This window comes from Shewanella ulleungensis, from assembly GCF_014648315.1.
Classification (GTDB): domain Bacteria; phylum Pseudomonadota; class Gammaproteobacteria; order Enterobacterales; family Shewanellaceae; genus Shewanella; species Shewanella ulleungensis.
In genome coordinates, this window is record NZ_BMQW01000001.1 from 85,725 (window position 1) to 106,557 (window position 20,833).

The window sequence follows — 20,833 nt, forward strand, 5'->3', positions numbered from 1 at the left end:
CATATTATTGAAAGGAGTTCAAATGAGTGTACATGATAGATTAAAGCGAGTAAGAAAACCGCGTGTTCATATTACATATGACGTTGAAACAGAAGGCACAATGGTAAAGAAAGAATTACCTTTCGTTATTGGTGTCACTGGTGATTTTACTGGCCATAACACCGCAGATTTAAAGCCTCTTAAAGATCGTCGTTTTGTACAAATCGACCGCGATAACTTTAATGACGTATTAAAGCGTATGAGTCCTAAGCTTGATATTTCAGTACCCAACACATTAGCTGGCGATGATTCAGAAATGAAAGTAGCGCTGCAATTTAACAGTATTGAAGACTTTGAGCCTGCAGCGATTGTTAATCAGGTTGAACCGTTAAAGAAATTAATGGAAACCCGAAATAAGCTTCGTGACTTAATGACTAAAGTTGACCGCTCAGAGAATCTTGAAAACATTCTAGAAGAAGTGTTGAACAACACAACCAGTTTAGACCAGTTAGCAGGTGAATTAAATCTCAAAGGAGCTGAATAATGAGCATGGAAGCCGCGACATTAGATGCTGTATCTGAAGAGCAAACACAGAGTGTTTCAATTTTAGAGCAGGCGATTGTAGCTACAAAACAAACCGATTCGTCTCGTGCAGAAGAGCTTATTCGTTCGTTAACCGAAGAAGCACTAAAAGGAACGGTACAATGGGATAAAAACCTTACTGTGACCTTTAATAAAGCCATTGACCGCTTAGATGAAGTTATCTCTAAACAGTTAGCGGCAATTATGCACAATGAAGAGTTACAAAAGCTTGAGGGAAGCTGGCGTGGTTTGCACCATACAGTGAAAAACTCTGAAACGAACGAAACACTTAAAATCCGAGTTATGAGCTTGTCTAAAAAAGAGCTTCATAAGGATTTAAGTAAAGCCGTTGAGTTTGACCAAAGCCAAATGTTCAAGAAAATTTATGAGTCTGAATTTGGTACACCTGGTGGCGAGCCTTATGGTTGTTTAGTGGGCGATTATGAATTTAGTAATCACCCTGAAGATGTTGAAGCACTGTCATTAATGTCTAATGTTGCCGCTGCGGGCTTTTGTCCGTTTATTTCAGCTGCGGGTTCATCTTTGTTTGGTTTTGATGAATGGACTGAACTGAGTAAACCACGTGATCTTGAAAAGGTGTTTGAATCTTTAGAATACACACAATGGCGTTCATTCCGTGACAGCGATGATTCGCGTTTCGTAACATTAACTATGCCACGTGTGCTTGCTCGTCTTCCATATGGTTCAGCGACAAAACCGGTAGAAGAGTTTTGTTATGAAGAGTTTGATATTGACGCTGCAACTGGCCGTTCAAAAGTCGCTGATCATGATGATTACTGCTGGATGAACGCCGCTTATGTTATGGCAACCAATATGGGCCAAGCCTTTAGTAAATATGGCTTTTGTACTGCAATTCGTGGTGCAGAAGGCGGTGGTAAAGTTGAAGGGTTACCAGCACACGTATTTACCAGTGATGACGGTGACCCAGATTTAAAATGTCCTACCGAAATTGGTATTACAGACCGTCGTGAAGCTGAGTTAAGCAAACTAGGGTTCTTACCTCTATGTCATTACAAACATACTGATTATGCAGTGTTTTTTGGCTCGCAATCATGCCAGAAACCGAAAGTAATGACCAACCATGATGCCACCGCGAATGCGGCTATTTCAGCTCGACTACCTTACTTGATGGCAACGTCTCGTTTTGCTCATTATTTAAAAGTAATGGCACGCGATAAAATTGGCAGCTTTATGGAAGCTGAAGATGTTGAAGCTTGGCTAAACCGTTGGATCCTGTCTTTTGTTAACGCATCAGAGGGCGGTGGACAAGAAATTCGTGCTAAGTACCCATTAGCAGACGCTAAAGTTGAAGTGAAAGAAATTCCTGGTCAACCTGGTTCATACAATGCAGTTGCATGGTTACGCCCTTGGTTACAAATGGAAGAGCTAACAGCTTCTTTACGTTTAGTCGCGAAAATCCCTAAAGTAGGATAATCACGCGTTAACGCAGTGACCCTCATTTGTTTTCAAGGATAGAAACAAACGATGCCGCATGAAACCATTTCATTTGTAACAAGTGAAATCTTCAAAGAAGATACTGGTGTTAAAAAGCCTGTATCTTCTTCATCACAGGCACTTAAAAATAAACACTTAGTCGAACGATTCTTACGAGAATCGGACTCGACTAGGTCGTTATTGTTGTGGCTAGAAAACTCAAGTCATTCACTGTCTCAATTTGATAAAACCTCTGTTCTCCCTTTTTTGCTAAAGGCGATTGAACGCATTGATAGACAACTAGAACAACAAATCAATGCCATTATTCATCATGATGCATTTCAAGCGTTAGAAGCTAGTTGGCGAGGTTTACTTTACCTTGTTAATCAACAAGAGCTGCATGATAAAGATCAAAAAGTAAAAGTTAAAATGCTCGACTGTTGCTGGACGACGTTGTCTAAGGACATTAATCGCGCCATTGAATTCGACCAAAGTGACTTTTTTAAGCTGATTTATAACAACGAATATGACATGTCAGGTGGCGAACCATTTGGCACTTTAATTGGTGATTATCAAATTACCCATAAATCACGCCCAGGTATTTCAACTAACGATATCGATGTATTAAAAGAAATATCGCGCACTGCAGCCGCAGCATTCGCGCCATTTATTGCATCAGCGAGCCCTTCTTTGTTCGGGGCAGATGATTTCGCCGATTTATCTGCACACATGAACATCGCAAAAATTTTTGAACAAAATGAATATATTAAATGGAATTCATTGCGAAAAATGGATGACTCACGCTTTATTGGTTTAACTATGCCTAACATTCTTATGCGTTCACCGTATCTTATTGATGGCACTCGTAGTGAAGGTTTCAAATTTAAAGAATCGATTAAAAACCCTAAAAAAGATCATTTATGGGGCAATGCTGCTTATGCCTTTGGGGGAGTGTTAATTCGTGCATTTAGTGAGTCTGGCTGGTTTGGCCATATTCGAGGTTTGGAACCTGGTGCGCGTAAAAAAGGTTTGGTGTGTGATTTAGCTGTTAGCCAATATGAACCAGATTTATATCGTAAGCGAATGAAGCCCTCTGTTGACTTACTCATCAGTGATCGTGCAGAAAAAGCATTTTCTGATCAAGGATTCATTCCTTTATCTCCGGTACTAGGGTGCGAGCATTTAGTATTTTACAGTAATGCATCAGTACAAAAGCCGCCTAGATATGATTTACCCGAAGACAACATCAATGCCAAGTTGTCATCGATGTTGCAGTACATCTTATGTGTGTCTCGCTTTGCGCACTACATTAAAGTACTGGGTCGAGAAAAAATTGGCTCTTTGCATTCTGCTGAGGCATGTCAGCGAGAACTGCAGTTGTGGCTTCACAAATATACTACCGCATCAGATGTATCTTCTGATGAAGTGCGCAGCAAATATCCTCTACGTAATGCGCAAGTACAAGTGAAAGAAATGCGTGGTAAACCTGGGCATTTCTATTCAATTATCCAGTTACAACCTCATTTTCAATTAGATCAGATGGTGTCCAGTATTAAATTGGTCACGGAACTGACATCAAGAAATTAACCTAAAGGTATTCCATGAAAAAGATTGAGCAAATGCTGCAAAACGGCCAGTTACAAGAAGCCATACAGTTTATTGAAGCATACTTAAAAGATGACCCAATGAACGTAGATTTTAAGAGTAAGCACGTTGAATTATTGTGCATTAATGGCGAATTAGAACGTGCTGATAAACAATTGAATTTCTTAGTGCAGAAACACCCTGATTTTCTTATAGGTGCGGCAAATTTGCGTCAACTCATTCGTGCAGAACAAGCACGACAAGATTTTATGCTGGGTAAAGCAGTACCACAATTATTTGCGACTTCAGATGCGCATGTTGAGGCACTAATGAAATTACGCTTGGCTATGACTGACGCGAAAGAAGACATTAGCGAGTGTGCTAATAATCTTGAGTCTGCACGTCCTCAAGTGAGTCTAATGCTGAGTGACAAGATGACAGAGGAAGTGAGAGATCTCGATGATACTGTTGGCGGTTTTGTTGAAATTTTTGGTACTGATGGTGAGTTTTATTTAGCGCAATTATCTGAAATTGATTATATCAATTTTAAACCAGTAACATCGTTACTCGAAATGGTTTGGCGTCGAGTTGATTTGGCCATCAAAAATGGTCCTAGTGGTGAAGCACATATTCCTATGGTTTATGCGGGCAGTGAAACCGATGCACAAAAATTAGGCCGTGAAACAGATTGGCAAGAAATAGCAACAGAAGTCATGACTGGTAAAGGTTTAAAAATGTGGTTTGCTGATGATAACGCAGTTGCATTAAATCAAATCAGTAAAATTTCGACTCCAGTTTTACAGTAGGTTGATGTGTTAAGTAAAAGCCAACAACCCATTATGGCATCAATTTTAGATAGATTAATTGATGATGCTCCTGAAGAACAAGATGTTAAAGACAGTCATAGAGGTCTTAATTTACGTCAATTAAGATCGAATGTCAGACGTGATTTAGAGAACTTGTTAAATGCGAAGTTGCAATGGCAAACCTGGCCAGAACACTTAAAAGAACTCGATCATTCATTGATGAACTATGGTCTGAGAGACTTTTCGTCAATGCCGGTTGCGAGCCTCGATGGCCGTCAATTGTTGTGCAAACAGGTTGCCGATACGATTAAACGATTTGAACCTCGTTTTTTAGAAGTTATGGTTGAAACCGTAGATAACGAACAGCCTCTTGACCGAGTATTAAGACTGAAAATAAACGCATTGTTATATGCAGAACCAGAGCCTGAATACATTACTTTTGACTCTGAAGTTGAGCCTGTCCATTTAGCGATGATAGTTAACGAGGGAATACTGTGAATCAAGAATTATTGGAGTATTACAACCGTGAATTGGCATTTATTCGCCATATGGGAGCTGAATTTGCTGAGCAATACCCTAAAGTCGCTGGTCGTTTACGCTTGAGTGATGAGCATGTCGAAGATCCACATGTATCAAGGTTAATTGAAGCCTTTTCTTTACTAACGGCACAGATACGACAGAAATTAGATGACAGCTTTCCTGAATTAACAGAAGCCTTATTAGGACAGTTATATCCTGATTATCAAGCGCCAATTCCGTCAATGTCTGTGATTAAGGTTACGACCGAAAATTTATCAACGACAGGGGTAACACTTCCTCGTTTAACCAAGGTTGATACCCAAGTCGAAGGTATGAAAACTTGCCATTTTCAAACCTGTTACGATATGAAATTGTGGCCAATAGAAGTTCAAAAAGCACAATTTCAGAATGCACCGTTTAATGCCCCTGAACCGCAATGGCCAGAACGAGCAAAAGCGATTATTAAACTTGATATTGCCGGTGAGTTTGAAGAAGTCAGCATGCCCAGTCTTGGGGTGAATAAATTACGCTTTTTCCTGAATGGTCAAGATCATCAGACATTTCAACTATACCAATTACTATTTGAGCATAGCCTTGGTTTTGCGCTGGTAAATGAGAAGCAAACAGTATGTCAGTTTTTAACTAAACGACATTTGAAGGCGGTTGGTTTTGATGATGAACAACAAGTTATTCCTTATAGCCAACGCAGTAGCGCAGGGTATCGATTATTACTCGAAAACTTCATCTTCCCTGAAAAATTCCTATTCTTCGACATCGATGATTTAGACGATAGCTGGAAGGGCATAGACGATAAGTTTTCATTGTTCATTTATTTGAAAGAAGGCTCACAAGATCTCGAAAAACAAGTCACTGCCAGTCATTTCTTGTTAGGGTGCACGCCTGTTATCAATCTTTTTGAGCAAAAATTAGAACCCGTCAATGTCGATGCATCACAATATGAATATAAGCTAGCAGCACGATATTCGGATTCAGAAGTGACTGAAATCATTAATGTACAAGAGGTCATTGCTTACGATCCTAAAGATAATCGAGTTGAAGTGACGCCATTCTATGGTGAGTCGCATCCACAATACTTAGGTCATAGTAATTTATTCTGGCATGTAAGACGCGAATCGGCGAGTTGGTCGGGAGGTTATGCTGAATTAGGCACAGAGTCATTTTTATCGTTAGTTGATCATAACTTTAAGGGCTTTAAAGCAGAAGAAGATTATGGTGCGTGGATTTTAAGTATTACCGCTCAATGCAGCAATCGTAATCTACCCGCACATTTGCCGTTTGGTACAAACGAGCCGAAAATGTTTGTTCCTGAACGTGCTGATATTATTAAACATGTTAAGTGCTTATTGGCACCTACATTGCCTGTTAGAGCGTCACTAAGCGACGCGTCACGCTGGCAACTTGTCACTCATCTATCTATTGATAGCTTTAGCGGTAAAGATGCATTAGTTAACTTAAAAGAAACCCTTAAGTTATATGACTTTAAATGTTCTCCTGAAAATAAAAACTTAATCGAGAATATTCATTTTGTCGAAGTTAAGCCTGATACCGCGCGAGTAAATCAACATGGAAGAATTAGTTTTTGCAGTGGTAGCCATATAGAAATCACTTTTGTTAAAGATCATTACTCTGGCAGCGGCGTGTTTTTCTTTTGTTCAATCTTAGATCACTTCTTTGCACAGTTTGCAGCAATCAATAGCTTTACTCGCTTAAGTATGCGTTTTAAAGACCAAAATTCCGTGGCACATACATGGCCTGCTCGTTCTGGTCAAAGGGCGTTATTATGATGCCTGATAACATTCATCAGCAGTTACAAGCGATAATTGATTCGCCAACTGAACACGACTTCTATCAGGCCGTATATCAGTTTCAGCAACAACTAGGTCAAGGTCGAGAACAGGGCTATAAAGTTGGTTTTGATGCCATACCACAGCAAGAACTGCTGCGTTTTAAATCTGACCAACATCTTGGGTTTCCTGGCCAGGCTATCAGTGATGTTCAGCCTATTAAGTACAATCAGGATGATAAATTAGCGGCTGATATGCATGTGTCATTTATGGGGTTAACAGGTCCAAGCGGTGTTTTACCCTCCCATTACACAGAGTTATTACTAGAACGCTTAAGATTGAAAGACACCGGAATGCGCGATTTTTATGACTTATTTAATCACCGTATCATCTCGTTGTTTTACCGTGCTTGGGAAAAATATCGTTTTTCAGTTAATTATCAATCATCAACGGCATGTAAACCAGACAGTTTTACCCATGTCTTAAGCTTGTTAAGCGGTAAAAAATCAATCAATCGGTATTACGCAGGGTTTAATCACACTAAAACCCCGAGTGCAGAATCGCTGCGAAGAATGCTTAATGACTTTACAGGTTGTCAAGTTGAAGTTTGCTCATTTCAAGGGCGTTGGCAGCATTTATCACAGACAGAACAAACACGCATGGCAAGTAGAAGCATGCCGGAAGGGCAATATGCTCGTTTGGGTGTTGATGCCAGTATTGGCAGCCGTGTATGGGATATTAACTCTAGTGTGAGTATTAATATCAAGCCAAAAGAAGGTGCAACGGTTACTCAATTTATGCCCGGTGCTGCCAGTTATGAAGCGTTGAAAGATTTGGTGTCAGGTTACTTGGGGCAATCAGTAAAATATAAGATTTTTTTAGAAATAAAACAAAAAGATGCGCCCACAGCTCAATTGTCTAAGTCAGCTATTGGGCTCGGGTTAGGCTGTGGTTTAATGAGCCGCGCGCTGCACGGACAACAAACAAAAAGTTTAATGATTTAATTAATAAAGGACTATGAATATGTCAGCGATGACTTTAAGTAAATTGGTAGGAAAACTAAACCCTGTATGTCGACAATCTCTAGAAACTGCAGCCAGCGTATGCCATAGCCGTAGTCAATTTAGTGTTGAAATTGAACATTGGTTATTAGCGTTATTAGAAAATAGCTCAGGTGATTTAGATATCATCATGGCCAGCTTTTCTGTCCAAAAAGACCAGTTGATTAGCGATATTCGCCAGGGATTAGAAAAGTTTAAAACGGGTAACAGTGCGGCCCCAAGTTTATCTCCACATATTGTGAGCTTGTTACGTCAAACATGGTTAAACACCAGTATTGAGTTTAACGATAGTGAAATAAGAACTGCTTATTTGATTTTTACATTGTTGACAGATGATTCATTAAACTCTTTAGTGTCACGTTCAGCAAAACAATTACTTAAAATTGATCCTGCACAACTTAAACATGCTTGGCCACAGCTTGCTCGTCAATCGACAGAGCATAAAGTGTCGAGTACCGATATTGAAGAAACTCAAGCGATGTCAACCGCGCCAAGTAAAACGCCAAGCTTAGATCAGTTTACGCAAAATTTAACTGAACAAGCCGAAAATGGCAAAATCGATCCCATTCTTGGTCGTGATAATGAAATTAGACAGATGATTGATATCTTAACGCGTCGTCGTCAAAACAATCCTATTTTAACGGGAGAAGCAGGGGTAGGGAAAACCGCTGTTGTCGAAGGTTTAGCACTGAAAATTGCTCAAAAAGAAGTGCCGACAGCATTACAAAATGTGCGTATCCATGTGCTTGATTTAGCTTTGCTTCAAGCCGGTGCCGGCGTAAAAGGCGAGTTTGAAAACAGATTAAAAGCACTGATAAACGAAGTTAAACAGTCTGTTAAACCGATTGTACTTTTTATTGACGAAGCACACACAATGATAGGCAGTGGTGGACAAGCTGGACAAAATGATGCTGCAAACTTATTAAAGCCGGCACTTGCTCGTGGTGAATTACGAACTATTGCGGCAACAACCTGGGCAGAATATAAAAAGTTTTTTGAGAAAGATGCTGCATTAACTCGTCGTTTTCAAGTGGTAAAAATTGAAGAACCTTCACCTGAACAAGCTGTTGCTATGATGCGTGGCTTGTTACCTGTAATGGAAGGCCATCATAAAATTCTTGTTTCTGATCAGGCGTTATGTGCGGCTGTTCACTTATCACATCGTTACATTACAGGGCGTCAATTACCTGATAAAGCCGTTAGCTTATTGGATACGGCCTGTGCACGAGTTGCGATGAGTCAGGCCTCTACACCAGGTATGGTTGAGTCATTACAAAGACAAATTCAACAGTTAGAGACGCAAATCAATATTCTTAATCGTGAGCAAAAAACCGGTTCAGACCATAAAAAATCAATTACGGAATTAACCAAAAAACACAAACTGTTGTCAAAAGAATTATCGCCATTAACGACACAGTGGCAAAAAGAGCTCGTCACTGTTCAGAAAATTGCAGAATTAGTTGGCCAAATTCAAGCATCAGACACTGATACGGCTCTTTTATTAGCCGAACTAAGCTCTTTAAAAGCAACATTATCAGCTAATAAACAGCCTATGGTGCATTGGCAAGTTGATGAGCAACTGGTTGCCGAAGTTATTTCTGATTGGACCGGTATCCCAGCAGGGAAAATGCAAGATGATGAAATAAAAACGATTTTAAACTTAAAAGACACTATGGCAAAGCGCGTGATTGGTCAAGACCATGCACTAGACTTAATTGCAAAAACGGTGCAAACGTCTCGAGCACAATTAGGTGATGAAAAACGACCAATAGGTGTGTTTTTGCTAACAGGTCCTAGTGGTGTCGGTAAAACTGAGACGGCATTAACATTGGCCGAGCAAGTGTATGGTAGTGAAGACAATGTCACTGTCATTAATATGTCAGAATTTAAAGAAGAACATAAAGTGTCTTTATTGTTGGGTTCTCCTCCAGGTTATGTCGGTTATGGTGAAGGTGGGGTATTAACTGAGGCTGTTCGCCGCAAGCCTTACAGCGTTATTTTATTAGACGAAATGGAAAAAGCGCACCCTGGAGTACAAGATATTTTTTATCAAGTGTTTGATAAGGGCATGATAAAAGACGGTGAAGGGCGTGATATCGACTTTAAAAATACCATAATTATTATGACGTCTAACGCTGGAACAGATACCACGATGGCATTGTTTGAAGATGAACAAATCACCCCTTCAATAAATGGGTTACGAAAAGCATTGCAAGATGATTTACTTGGCTATTTTAAACCCGCTTTTTTAGGCCGTTTAAATGTAATCCCTTACATTCCGTTGACTCAACAAATGTTAAACGAAATTACTAAACTTCAGTTACTTCGAATTGGTAATCGATTATCAGACCATTACCAAGCAACATTTTCCTATAGTGATGATGTGGTCAGTCAGATTGTCTCTATGTGTCAGGATGCGGGTTCTGGTGCTCGAAATGTGCATAATATTTTACAAAATACGATGTTACCTGACCTTTCTATAAAAATATTACAGAATATGGCCAACAATAAAAAAACTTCAAACGTAAAAGTAAATATTGTGAAAGAAGAATTTGTATATAAAATCTAGTTGTTATATTTATTGCAAAAACATACTTATTAAATAGTATTAGTTTTATATTTATAGTACATCATAATTAGGGTTTTACTTAGTGGGTATATACCCTAATTGATGTTATCTAATTATTTTTGATGTAAAAATATTAAATAAATAATGATTATATTTATCTCTGCGAATAGTTGATTATCAATAAACCTTTGATATAATCTTTTTCGCTAATTACAACTCTCACCATATTTAAATAGACATTACGATTAAGTCTTGTCGGTTGGTAAGTGCATATTAATAAATTGAAATATTAAGTTTAAATCATTGAACTTATAAAACTGTCCATTAATGGATGACATTCACGCAAAAGGAGCATTAATAATGCAAGCAAATACATATTTAAACTATGAAGGTATCAAAGGCGAAACCACAGCTGAAGAATTCAAAGACATGATTACTGTGTTATCAGTCGATTGGAATGTTAGCCGTGAAATCACTTCTTTCACTGGTACTGCAAAAGACCGTGAAGCTAGCTCAACTCGCTTAGGTGACGTGACTATTACTAAACTACAAGATAACTCTTCTACTGACTTGTTCAAAGAAGCGACTATCGGTAAAGGTAAAAAAGCGGTTTTCCATATCACTAAGCAAGGTGACAAAATCGAAGAGATCATGCAAATCGAACTTACTGATGCAATGATTTCTAGCTACAGCGTTTCTGTACATGGTGACCGTCCTGTTGAGACAATCACTATTAGTTACACCGAAATGATGATGGCTGTTACGCCTACTGATGACAAAAATAACATTACTGCAGCGCTACGTTATGGCTACAGCGGTGTTAAAGGTCAACAAATGTAAGTTGTTTGTGATCTTAAATCTTGGGGAACTTGTTTCCCCAAGATCTTTATTCTTAAAGACTGAGGCAAGGAATGCTTAAGGCCACGCAAAAAAATAATATCATTAGTATCTCGACGCCATTAGGTAAGGATGCTCTGTATCTCACGCATTTTACTGCCACTGAAGCCATTTCTCAGTTATTTTCAATCAGCGTGTCTATGTTTACTGTTGGCACACAGATTAGCCTCGACAGCTTAGTGGGTAAAAATGTTTGCCTAACTTTGCGCAATGCAGAAAGCGATGGTGCAGTACGATACTTTCATGGTGTGGTAAGTCATCTCGAGTCTGCGGGAATGCGCACTGCTGCGTCTGACGATGCTCAAAACTATATCGATTATCAAGCCGTTATCGTGCCTCAAATGGCTATGATGAAAAAGCGAAGTAATTGTAGAATTTTTCAAAATAAGTCTGTTATAGACATCATTACCGACTTGTTTGGTCAACATAAAGTTGAATTCCAAAATAAAACAACCAGTTCTTACCCAAAGTATGAATACTGTGTCCAGTATCTAGAATCTGATTTAGATTTTGTTTGTCGATTATTGCAGCAAGAAGGCATTTTCTTCTTTTTCGAGCACAGTTTAAGTGCTCATACTTTAGTTCTTGCTGACGACATTAATGCGTACAAACCTTGTGCAGAAGAAAAGGTGCGTTGTTTTTCTGGCCATTTAGCTGAATCTCATGTCTCACATTGGCAAGGCGGTATGAGCATGGTCAGTGGTGGCTTTATTCAAAAAGGCTACGATTACGAACAACCTAAGCTGTATCCTTCCGGTAATCACGCTAAAGCAAATTTGCCAGAGCAGAGCACGCTTGAAGTTTATGATTATTTAGGTGAGTCAGAGTTTAATAAGCGCCCTCAACCGTTCGCTAATAACCAACTTGAAGCCCTGCAAAAAGACATGAATAAATGCAGTGGTCAAGGTGATTGCCGTAGCTTTATGGTGGGTAAATTCTTTACTTTCAAAGATCATGAAAACGCCAGCTACAAAGGTAAAAGTTTTGTGGTTAGTTCACTTAGAACGTCGGCATCGCAACCTAATCAATCAGGTGCATCGCATTCTGTGTCTGGTAGCGTTTATCAAAATGATTTTGAATGCGTACCCAAAAATACACCATACCGATCACAACTTCATTTGCGTAAGCCGCTCATTAATGGCGTTCAAACAGCCGTTGTTACAGGCGAACCTGGTGATGAACAACACATTGATAAGTTTGGCCGTGTGAAAGTGCAATTCCATTGGGACCGAGAAGGCGAATTCAATAGTAAAAGTTCGTGTTGGATCCGTGTCGCTCAAAGCTGGGCAGGTAACAAATGGGGTGCATTTTTCTTTCCTCGTGTAGGGCAAGAAGTGCTTGTCGAATTTATTAATGGCGATCCAGACCAGCCCATAATCAGTGGCGCTGTGTATAACGCAGACTTAATGCCTCCCTATGCGTTACCCGCTAAAAAGACTCAGTCAGGTATTAAAACTCACAGCACGAAAGACGGTGGGGCTGACAATTTTAATGAGTTACGTTTTGATGATGAAAAAGGCAAAGAGTTATTGTTTTTACAAGCTGAAAAAGATCATTTATTAAACGTTAAGCACGATCAAAAAGACACAATAGGTAATGACCGTTTTACCGATATCGTTAATAACGATAATGTAAAAATTGGTAATGACCGATTTGAAGATATCGCTAATAACGACAGTTTAAAAGTCGGTAAAGTACTTAACATTGAAGCCGGTAAAGAGATTGTGATTAAAACTGGAAGTGCCTCAATCAAAATGAGTAGCGACGGTTCTATTTCTATTGAAGGTACCAACATCAAAATTAAAGGTACCAATGTTAAGGTGAATGGTACCAGCATTGCCTTGAAAGCCGCACAAATTAAGTTGAACTAAACATGTCATTATCTCGCTATCCTGGCGTCGGTCTATTAGGCCCTTTTTGTCGAGGTCATGAAATTGTTTGCCAATTTGGTTACCGACATTTGCTGTGTAAACCAGTTGATAAGCCTCATGACCCATTACTCAATACTCCTAATATGACGTTATGGGTTAGCGCAACATTTGGTGAACAGTTTTTAGTGAATCGTCACAGTTGGAAAAACTCTCCAGAATTGTTAAACCTGATTTATTGTTATCTGCACAATGATACTTATGCCGCGATTCAGCAATCTGAATCTGAAATGATTAGCACGATAGCGATAGCACTTGAGCAACGTTCATTATTGGTCATACCGTTAGATAGCGAGTAAACCACACATTAAGCGCAGTACAACAAATAAAGGAATATTTGATGGGAATGCCAGCCGCAACCATTTCATGCATGCACCTTTGCCCTAAAACAAATCCCGGTCCAGTGCCACATGTCGGCGGCCCAATTGTTATGGGATCAGGTAACGTGTTAATTGGCTCATTACCGGCAGCGCGTAAAGGCGACAAATTAATTTGTGTCGGCCCGCCAGACACTATTAATGCAGGGTCAAGTTCAGTCCTTATCAATGGTAAACCTGCGGCAAGAATGGGTGATGGTACGGCTCATGGAGGAAAAATTATAGTAGGAAATCCTACTGTAATGATTGGTTAGTATGAACAAGGATTGTGGTAAATGAATTTGATTGATAGTTTTAATCTTCTATTAGCACAGCGACAAGTGATGTTGTCGTCGTTTCAGTGTATGCCAAAAAATATTGAAGATAATACTCAATCGTTAACGGTCATTTTGAATATGATCCAGCAAAAAAATGATGGCGCCTGGCCGTTACTTAATGCGAAAACTAATGATGAGATAGTCAATGCTTTTGAAACGGATCAGCACTACACCTTAATAGACAGACTCGTCATTTTAACGTTGCTACTGCAGATCCATTTTAAGTCTCAACCTACCGAGCAATCTAAAATCATTCAAGCTTTGTTTGCGAGCACGATGATTAATGCTTCAGAATCTCAATCATCATTAGCACTAATGGCTAGTCAATTACATTTCGACAAGGTTAACTTTACCGCTAGTAATAAAACAGCAGAACAAATTCAACAATATATCTTATTTTGTATTTATCGTGGTAAGCGCTTAAAACGCGCAGATGGCATAGATTCTCTTAATATATCCCGTTCATCTATAACCTCTTTGTACATTGAAATGCTAATGACTCACATTAATCAGCCATTAAAACTCTATGGTTTATTTGTCGAATTAGAGTATTGCCATAGTGCTTTGTTCGAAGTGTTTATGACGTCTTTAGGTGAAGAGACCGTTACCCAGATTTTTAATCAAATGAGTCAACATACTGATTTCACGCTGCGGGTAATCGAGTTAATGGGACTCTCTGGTTTTAGTAAGTTCGTGCCATTTTTAGCAAGAGCGATGCAACAACCTAATCAAACATTAATCGCCTTTAGAGCGCTACGGACTATTTTAGGCCCAGAACTCGATCAGGCTGTTCCTTACCAGTGGCAATTTGAAGAAGATGAAGTAGAACGTTGCGAATATTTACAATTTTATAGTGCTAAATTGTTGCATCGTTGGATGTTGCTTGCCCCTAAAATGCCTGAAGTGAGATTGATTAACGGCATCGAGGTCAATATAGCGAGTATAGACAAAATTATTAGTCACTCAAGCCCTGTTCATCAGCATGTGGCTTTTTTGCATAAACTGCGCTTAAAAAATGAAATTAGTCCCACTCAGCAACGTGTGAAGGTTGCCTTATGATTATAAAGGCAAATGTTGTTAGTATCATCGTTGGTGAGTATCAAGACCCTCAACACTTAATTAATCTGCCATTTTCAGAACCATTAGATTTTGATTTTCAGTTACCTAATGGCCAACATATTGCCTCACTGATGGCACATGGTTTATCTACTGAAAACCAATTTTCGCGTTTAATAGAATTACTGCATAAGCTACCCATTTTAAATGAGGAGCAATGGCAGCCTTATCGGCATCAGCCTGTTTATTGGATATTACCTAACCTTGAACAGCGACAGTTAATTGATTTTGTTGCTCGTTTGCATGCACTTTTGCCACACTGTTTTGAACATCCGCAGAGCCGTTTTTTCCCCATGGGAAGTGCAGGGGTACTATCTGCACTTAACACTCTAAAAGCTACAGATAGTGATACGACAGGTGCGACTTTTATTGCATTGGACAGCTTGTTTTTTGAACTCGATGAGTTAGGTAGCAATAACGAATTAATTTCACAACAACAAGATTCAGGACGTTGCCCTGCTGAAGCTGTCATCATGGCCAGTATCAATTTAGCATCAGATGGCTTGCAAGTAGATAATATTTTTCAAGAGTCTTGTAGCAGTGTTCAACAAACACAAACGATAAAAACCTTATTTGATTGTGTTAGTCAGCTTGAAAGTGCGCTTATTTTGTCACAACTTTATTTGCCTGGGCACCAAGCGAATGTGACAGACAATTGGTTAAATGCTTACGAGCATTTAGCAGGAAGTATTGACCAATATACCAAAATCATTCAATCAAGTTATTTTACTGGCGACATTGGTTGTGCCGCGGGTTTATACAATTTTTTACATATCTATCATCGTTATCAACAACAAAATATTACAGGAACAAGCTTACAACTTGAAGTGTCTCAACAACTTCATCTGGGTTTGGCAATGTACTCATGGATAGAGAAGGCATAAGCAAACATGACGGTAAGTAATTTTTATTTTAAAGGCCTAAATCGTTATATTGTTATTGCGCCTACCAGTGTATCCACTCCAGGTGGTTTCCAGTTATTAACGTTTGATCAAGCAGACAATATCGGTGCCATTATTAATGAAATTTCGCCTCATTTAGTGCGCGATCGAAATGCATTAATGCAAGGGCACGCGTTGGTGATGAGCGTTGGCTTAAATACAACATTACGTGCAAGGGACATTACCGTTAAATTGAGTGATGCCATTAGCCGAAATTTACTTCGAGTGTATGTCGAAACTCCTAAACAACAAATTCAACACTCTACTGAAACAGGTTCTTTAGGTGCTAGCTCTGGCAATTCAAAAAAGCCTAAAGCCAGTAAGGGTAAGCAAACCTCAGCAGCAGTTGCATCTGGTAGTGTGAATAACCACACACCTACCGACGTCGGTATTGCGCAACAAGAATGCCGCAGCGATCCTGTTTCAATGCTCAGTGGAGAGGAGATACTGCCACTGGTTGATTTTGAGCTTAATGGCTTAATGCCGCTCACGTGGCGCCGTTTATATCGCTCAAGCAAAATTGAACACAATGTTGGATTGGGTTTTGGTTGGCGACACAATTTTTGTTTACAGTTAACCCATCAATACCAAGCGCCTGAAAAAGTAGGCCCTAAAAAACCCGGTAAATATTGGTTTGAATTAACCGACGATGAAGGCCGAGTACACGTGTTCGATTCGGTTAAACGAGGGCAAACCAGCATTCAACTTTCGACAGGTTGGTCGTTAGTCCATCAAGAAGATGGCCGCCATGTGCTAATAAAGCCAGATGACAGCCATTGGGCATTTATACAAAAAACCGTTGCGGGTAAACTGGTTTGGCAACTTGAAACGATTAGTAATCATCAAGGCCAATATTTTCAGCTGTATTATGATCAGCAAGGGCGTTTAACCCAAATCACCACAGGCCCAAAACGTGGCGTATTGTTATTTTACAATGCACAAAGCAATTTGTTAAAAGTCGCTTCTTACATGTTAGATAACGAAGGCAACAAACAAATTCACCAAAATTTGTTAGCTAGCTATCAATACGATGATGATCAAGCCCTTATTGCCGCCACAGACAGCAACGGACGAGTAGAGCGCTACAGTTATGTCAAAGTGAAGTCGGCGACAAATTCCGCTGACGAAGATGTTTCATATCGTAGCAGAACTACGACCTACTTATTACAACGCAGAACCCGAGCATCTGGCTTTAGTCATCACTTTTCGTGGGACGGGCACGATCAGCGTGCGAAATGTATTGAGCAATGGGGTGATGATGATATTTATCATTATCACTTTGACTATACGACACTCGTTAACGGTATAAAAAGCAGTTGCACAGACTCTTTAGGTCATCGCGAGACTTTTATTCATAATGCACAGGGGCTTTTGACTGAGCATCATAAGCCTAATGGCAGTGTGATACGTCATCAATATGATGCTGTCGGTCGTAAAGTGGCCACCGTTGATGCATGCGATAATAAAATACAATACAACTATAACGAGCAAGGGCAGTTACTGGCTGTTATTCAGGCAGATGGTGGTACCACAAGGTTTGAATATAATCGCTTAGGTCAACGAATTGTTACCATAGATGCCATAGGCCGAACGGCTAAAAGACATTACGATGCCACGGGGCGATTATTGTCTGAGAGTGGTTTTGATGGCCGTCAAAGTCAATACCAATACAATGATGCCGGGCAGTTAACGCAAAAAGTCGATGTTAATGGGGTTGTTCATCGTTACCATTGGGACCGCGATGGCGAATTGTTGGCAACGCAAGTCGGTGATGCGTTAACCCGTTTTAGCCATGACAGACTGGGACGTGTTAACGCCACGATTAATCCGCAAGGTTTGGTCACTGAATTTATTCGCGACAACAAAGGCCAAATTGTCGAAAGTAAATCCTACCCACAAGATAATCAAGACAAACCTGAAGAAGCCATTAGTCATTACTATCAGTACGATGATGCCGGCCGTATTATTCGCCAGCGCCAACAGGCTGATGTTGCTGGCGAGCAAGATCTCAGTAACGATAGTGAGTACATTGATAACATTATTGACTATGACGGTTTAGCCCAACCGCGCCAACAAACCTTTGCCGATGGCAGTTGGCTGAAGTTTTTTTATGATAAAGAACGTAACCTAAATCGCATCGAACGCAGTGACGGTGCTCAGTACCGTATTGAATACACAGCAACAGAACAACCTAAAACCTTAATTGGTTTTGATGGCCGTGAACAACATTATCAATATGACGCTAATGACAAATTAGTTGCCGTGAACGACAGTGATATTCGTTTTGTTGAGCTAAAACGTGATGTTATGGGGCGCATTTGTCAGCAAAGTAGCCATGTCAAACTTGAGCCCAGTGCCACATCTGCATTACTCAATACCCAGAATTTTTATCAATATAATCAGATTGGGCAAATTACCCGCGCCCATAACCAACATCGTACCGTGCAACAACATCTTGACGCTCAAGGGCGCATTAACAAGGTACAACAAAGCCAATGGCAACTTGATTATCAATATGATGACTCAGGCAATCGCAGTGTCTTAACCTTACCTGATGGGCAACAGATTGATTATCAATACAATAAAAACAGTCAATTAAGTGGCATTAGCGTTACAGGCAATGGCCCATCGAAGCCGATTGTGCAGCTGGCCCATTATCACTATCTACCATCGGGTTTATTGGATAAAACCATACAGGGTAATCAGCTTGAACTCACTCATGCTTATGATGCTCATTCAAGATTAATTGAGCAGACATGGCGACATGCACAAAAAGAGACGCAATTATTTGAATCAAGACGTTATCAATACGATAAACAGCATCAATTACAACGCTGCGAAAGTAAGCTTGGTAACGATAGCGCTGTGGATGGTCAGTCTTCTGAGCACATTAACCACAAGCCAGAGGTTAAACAGTTTAGCTATAACAAAATTAGCCAGTTAATCAGTAATAGTCATTCTGGCGTGTTTGGCGAAAACCTAAATATTGCTGACAATGCATCTGATTTTCGTCAGCAATACCAATGGGATGCTTTTGGTAACCCATTACAGGCTATTCGTGCTAGTGATATTCATACCCATACCCAAGATATAAGTAGTAATCATGTTAGCGCTAATGAAACGGCTAGCAGTCAATCAGCTGAAACAGTAAGACCGAATAAAAACAATCATGATGTGGTGGTAAACAACGACCGCTTAATAAGCATGGCGGGTGTCGATTACCGCTACGACGCCAGTGGCAACCAAATCAGCCAAGTGGGTAGGGGTGACAAACAACAACGCAGCTTTAATGGCTTAAACCAACTGGTTCAAATCAACGTTAATGGCAAGCTGACCCAATACGAATATGATGCATTAGGTCGCCGCAGTGCGAAAATCACTGAGCTTGGTCGCACCGACTTTATTTGGGATAATCATCAACTGATTGGCGAATGCACCTTAGGTGAATACACCTGGTATATTTATCAACCTGATACTTTCACACCCGTCGCACTCATTAAGTCCGGGCTGGTTTATTATTATCACCTAGACCAACTCGGCACACCGATTTGCTTAACTGATGAAAACACCCAAATTGTTTGGCGCAGCCAACAAGACGTGTTCGGTCAAACAATTGAAGGCGCAGATTGTAAAGATGCGGATAATGAGCATGTTGATTATGCAGTTCTGCAAGACAAAATTGCTAACCCAATCCGTTTTCAAGGTCAGTACTTTGATGACGAATCAGGGTTACACTACAACCGCTTTAGGTACTACAGCCCTGGGCAAGCACGATTTATACATCAAGACCCTATCGGATTAGTGGGTGGCATAAACCATTATCAATATGCGCCTAATCCCGTTAATTGGGTGGATCCGTTTGGGTTATGTAAAGAAGACTCGCAGACCTATGCTGCTCGTAAAACAAAGCTAGCAAATAGCAATGGTACCATGACCACATTAGATGCATTTACAGATGATAGTGCAATGGGAGAGTCCTGGGATAAAGCTGCAGTAGATGAAAATTGGCTTGATGAAAGAAGGTTATTACATGCGGATATCTTAAATAGAGTTACAGTCGAAGCTTTATCTAAAGTACAAACACTTGTAGGTTTACCTGCTATTCATGCAATGAGAGGTAATACCGGTGCGGGTAAATCAAGGTTAATGAAGTCTGGCGTTATCCCTGAACTGGCCTTAGGAGATATTCCTGTAATAAACCCAGATAATATTAAACCTTTATTGATTGATGAAGCGAAAAAAGATAATACAACGCTAACACATGATCAAACGCATTGGGAAGCGGCAATGCTTTCGGATAAACTCAAAGTTGAGTTGCTTAAATCTGAGAATAAAAGCAAAGTACCGTCAATTATCGTCGATAAGAGGCTTGGTGGGCTTTATGAGATAGAGGGGCTACACAAAGAAGCGCTTGCAACGGATCGCCAAGTAAATGTATTTGATGTTGATGCACCACTTGAAATGTCATTACTAGGAGTTCTTTTACGAACTCCAGGAGGAGATGATCCAATCGTCCCTTTTGATGTTGTCGCTGGAGGATTTGTCGCTGCTCGAGGCAATAGAAACCAATTTGTTCAGTATTATGAAAATAACCCAAATTTAGGCCGTTACGAATTGCACCACACTCTGCCTAATGGAAATAAAGAATTGGTTGCAGTAGTGAAAGATGGAAAAACGTCAGTTTATAATCGAGATGCTTACGTGGAACTAACAAGAAGAAAAGGAAATAATCAATTTGTGATTGATTTGAAAGAAAAAATAATTACGAATGAAGAAATATTTAGAGTGACAAATGCTTTGCCAGATGGAAAATTCAAGAAGGATGCGATTAACGCCCTTAGCGCTAACAAAGGGAAAACATGGAAGCAAGCTATTGACGCTCATGGGGAAAACTAGT

At 39.9% G+C, this 20,833-nt stretch carries 15 protein-coding genes; all 15 read left to right on the forward strand.

All coding sequences use genetic code 11. The features are described 5' to 3' along the window. Positions 1-22 precede the first annotated feature (22 nt). The 15 genes from tssB to IEY40_RS00450 all read left to right on the forward strand — a co-directional run bounded on the left by tssB (position 23) and on the right by IEY40_RS00450 (position 20,832). Positions 23-523, forward strand: coding sequence for a type VI secretion system contractile sheath small subunit (gene tssB / locus IEY40_RS00380; RefSeq protein WP_188952295.1), 501 nt, complete (start codon positions 23-25; stop codon positions 521-523). Beyond that, entirely contained in the window at positions 523-2,016 is a 1,494-nt protein-coding gene (gene tssC / locus IEY40_RS00385) for a type VI secretion system contractile sheath large subunit (protein ID WP_188952297.1), read from the forward strand. The genes tssB and tssC (IEY40_RS00385) overlap by 1 nt, the downstream gene beginning before the upstream one ends. Before the next feature lie 51 nt (positions 2,017-2,067). After that, positions 2,068-3,603, forward strand: a complete 1,536-nt coding sequence (tssC, locus tag IEY40_RS00390; RefSeq protein WP_188952299.1) for a type VI secretion system contractile sheath large subunit — start codon at positions 2,068-2,070, stop codon at positions 3,601-3,603. Positions 3,604-3,617: 14 nt separating this feature from the next. Beyond that, positions 3,618-4,406, forward strand: coding sequence for a type VI secretion system accessory protein TagJ (locus IEY40_RS00395; protein WP_188952301.1), 789 nt, complete (start codon positions 3,618-3,620; stop codon positions 4,404-4,406). A 33-nt stretch (positions 4,407-4,439) separates the two neighbouring features. After that, complete coding sequence (gene tssE, locus IEY40_RS00400; protein WP_188953419.1) at positions 4,440-4,904, forward strand: type VI secretion system baseplate subunit TssE; 465 nt, start codon at positions 4,440-4,442, stop codon at positions 4,902-4,904. Next, positions 4,901-6,730 carry a type VI secretion system baseplate subunit TssF gene (tssF, locus tag IEY40_RS00405; RefSeq protein ID WP_188952303.1) on the forward strand — a complete coding sequence of 610 codons (1,830 nt, stop codon included), beginning with the start codon at positions 4,901-4,903 and terminating at the stop codon, positions 6,728-6,730. Before tssE ends, tssF begins: the two co-directional genes overlap by 4 nt. Next, complete coding sequence (gene tssG, locus IEY40_RS00410; RefSeq protein ID WP_188952305.1) at positions 6,727-7,734, forward strand: type VI secretion system baseplate subunit TssG; 1,008 nt, start codon at positions 6,727-6,729, stop codon at positions 7,732-7,734. The genes tssF and tssG overlap by 4 nt, the downstream gene beginning before the upstream one ends. A 19-nt stretch (positions 7,735-7,753) precedes the next feature. Continuing rightward, the gene (gene tssH, locus IEY40_RS00415) at positions 7,754-10,360 is read left to right on the forward strand and encodes a type VI secretion system ATPase TssH (RefSeq protein WP_188952307.1); all 2,607 of its coding nucleotides are present in this window, start codon (positions 7,754-7,756) and stop codon (positions 10,358-10,360) included. 360 nt (positions 10,361-10,720) lie between these two features. Continuing rightward, positions 10,721-11,200 (forward strand): Hcp family type VI secretion system effector, encoded by a 480-nt coding sequence (locus IEY40_RS00420; protein WP_188952309.1) that lies wholly within the window; start codon positions 10,721-10,723, stop codon positions 11,198-11,200. Positions 11,201-11,271: 71 nt separating this feature from the next. Then, positions 11,272-13,128, forward strand: a complete 1,857-nt coding sequence (locus IEY40_RS00425) for a type VI secretion system Vgr family protein (protein ID WP_188952311.1) — start codon at positions 11,272-11,274, stop codon at positions 13,126-13,128. A 2-nt stretch (positions 13,129-13,130) separates the two neighbouring features. Then, positions 13,131-13,484, forward strand: coding sequence for a hypothetical protein (locus IEY40_RS00430; RefSeq protein WP_188952313.1), 354 nt, complete (start codon positions 13,131-13,133; stop codon positions 13,482-13,484). A 41-nt stretch (positions 13,485-13,525) separates the two neighbouring features. Then, positions 13,526-13,816 (forward strand): PAAR domain-containing protein, encoded by a 291-nt coding sequence (locus IEY40_RS00435; protein WP_188952315.1) that lies wholly within the window; start codon positions 13,526-13,528, stop codon positions 13,814-13,816. 21 nt (positions 13,817-13,837) lie between these two features. Beyond that, positions 13,838-14,938: a hypothetical protein gene (locus IEY40_RS00440; protein ID WP_188952317.1), complete on the forward strand. Its 1,101-nt coding sequence runs from the start codon at positions 13,838-13,840 to the stop codon at positions 14,936-14,938. Beyond that, positions 14,935-15,879 carry a hypothetical protein gene (locus tag IEY40_RS00445; RefSeq protein ID WP_188952320.1) on the forward strand — a complete coding sequence of 315 codons (945 nt, stop codon included), beginning with the start codon at positions 14,935-14,937 and terminating at the stop codon, positions 15,877-15,879. The genes IEY40_RS00440 and IEY40_RS00445 overlap by 4 nt, the downstream gene beginning before the upstream one ends. A gap of 6 nt (positions 15,880-15,885) precedes the next feature. Beyond that, positions 15,886-20,832 carry an RHS repeat-associated core domain-containing protein gene (locus IEY40_RS00450; protein WP_188952321.1) on the forward strand — a complete coding sequence of 1,649 codons (4,947 nt, stop codon included), beginning with the start codon at positions 15,886-15,888 and terminating at the stop codon, positions 20,830-20,832. Position 20,833: the final 1 nt, after the last annotated feature.

Coding starts and splice junctions, on each gene's coding strand:
- tssE (WP_188953419.1), top strand. CDS start 4,440: ATGGCATCAATTTTAGATAGATTAATTGATGATGCTCCTGAAGAACAA.
- IEY40_RS00440 (WP_188952317.1), top strand. CDS start 13,838: ATGAATTTGATTGATAGTTTTAATCTTCTATTAGCACAGCGACAAGTG.
- IEY40_RS00425 (WP_188952311.1), top strand. CDS start 11,272: ATGCTTAAGGCCACGCAAAAAAATAATATCATTAGTATCTCGACGCCA.
- IEY40_RS00445 (WP_188952320.1), top strand. CDS start 14,935: ATGATTATAAAGGCAAATGTTGTTAGTATCATCGTTGGTGAGTATCAA.
- IEY40_RS00430 (WP_188952313.1), top strand. CDS start 13,131: ATGTCATTATCTCGCTATCCTGGCGTCGGTCTATTAGGCCCTTTTTGT.
- tssG (WP_188952305.1), top strand. CDS start 6,727: ATGATGCCTGATAACATTCATCAGCAGTTACAAGCGATAATTGATTCG.
- tssH (WP_188952307.1), top strand. CDS start 7,754: ATGTCAGCGATGACTTTAAGTAAATTGGTAGGAAAACTAAACCCTGTA.
- IEY40_RS00435 (WP_188952315.1), top strand. CDS start 13,526: ATGGGAATGCCAGCCGCAACCATTTCATGCATGCACCTTTGCCCTAAA.
- IEY40_RS00450 (WP_188952321.1), top strand. CDS start 15,886: ATGACGGTAAGTAATTTTTATTTTAAAGGCCTAAATCGTTATATTGTT.
- tssC (WP_188952297.1), top strand. CDS start 523: ATGAGCATGGAAGCCGCGACATTAGATGCTGTATCTGAAGAGCAAACA.
- IEY40_RS00420 (WP_188952309.1), top strand. CDS start 10,721: ATGCAAGCAAATACATATTTAAACTATGAAGGTATCAAAGGCGAAACC.
- IEY40_RS00395 (WP_188952301.1), top strand. CDS start 3,618: ATGAAAAAGATTGAGCAAATGCTGCAAAACGGCCAGTTACAAGAAGCC.
- tssB (WP_188952295.1), top strand. CDS start 23: ATGAGTGTACATGATAGATTAAAGCGAGTAAGAAAACCGCGTGTTCAT.
- tssC (WP_188952299.1), top strand. CDS start 2,068: ATGCCGCATGAAACCATTTCATTTGTAACAAGTGAAATCTTCAAAGAA.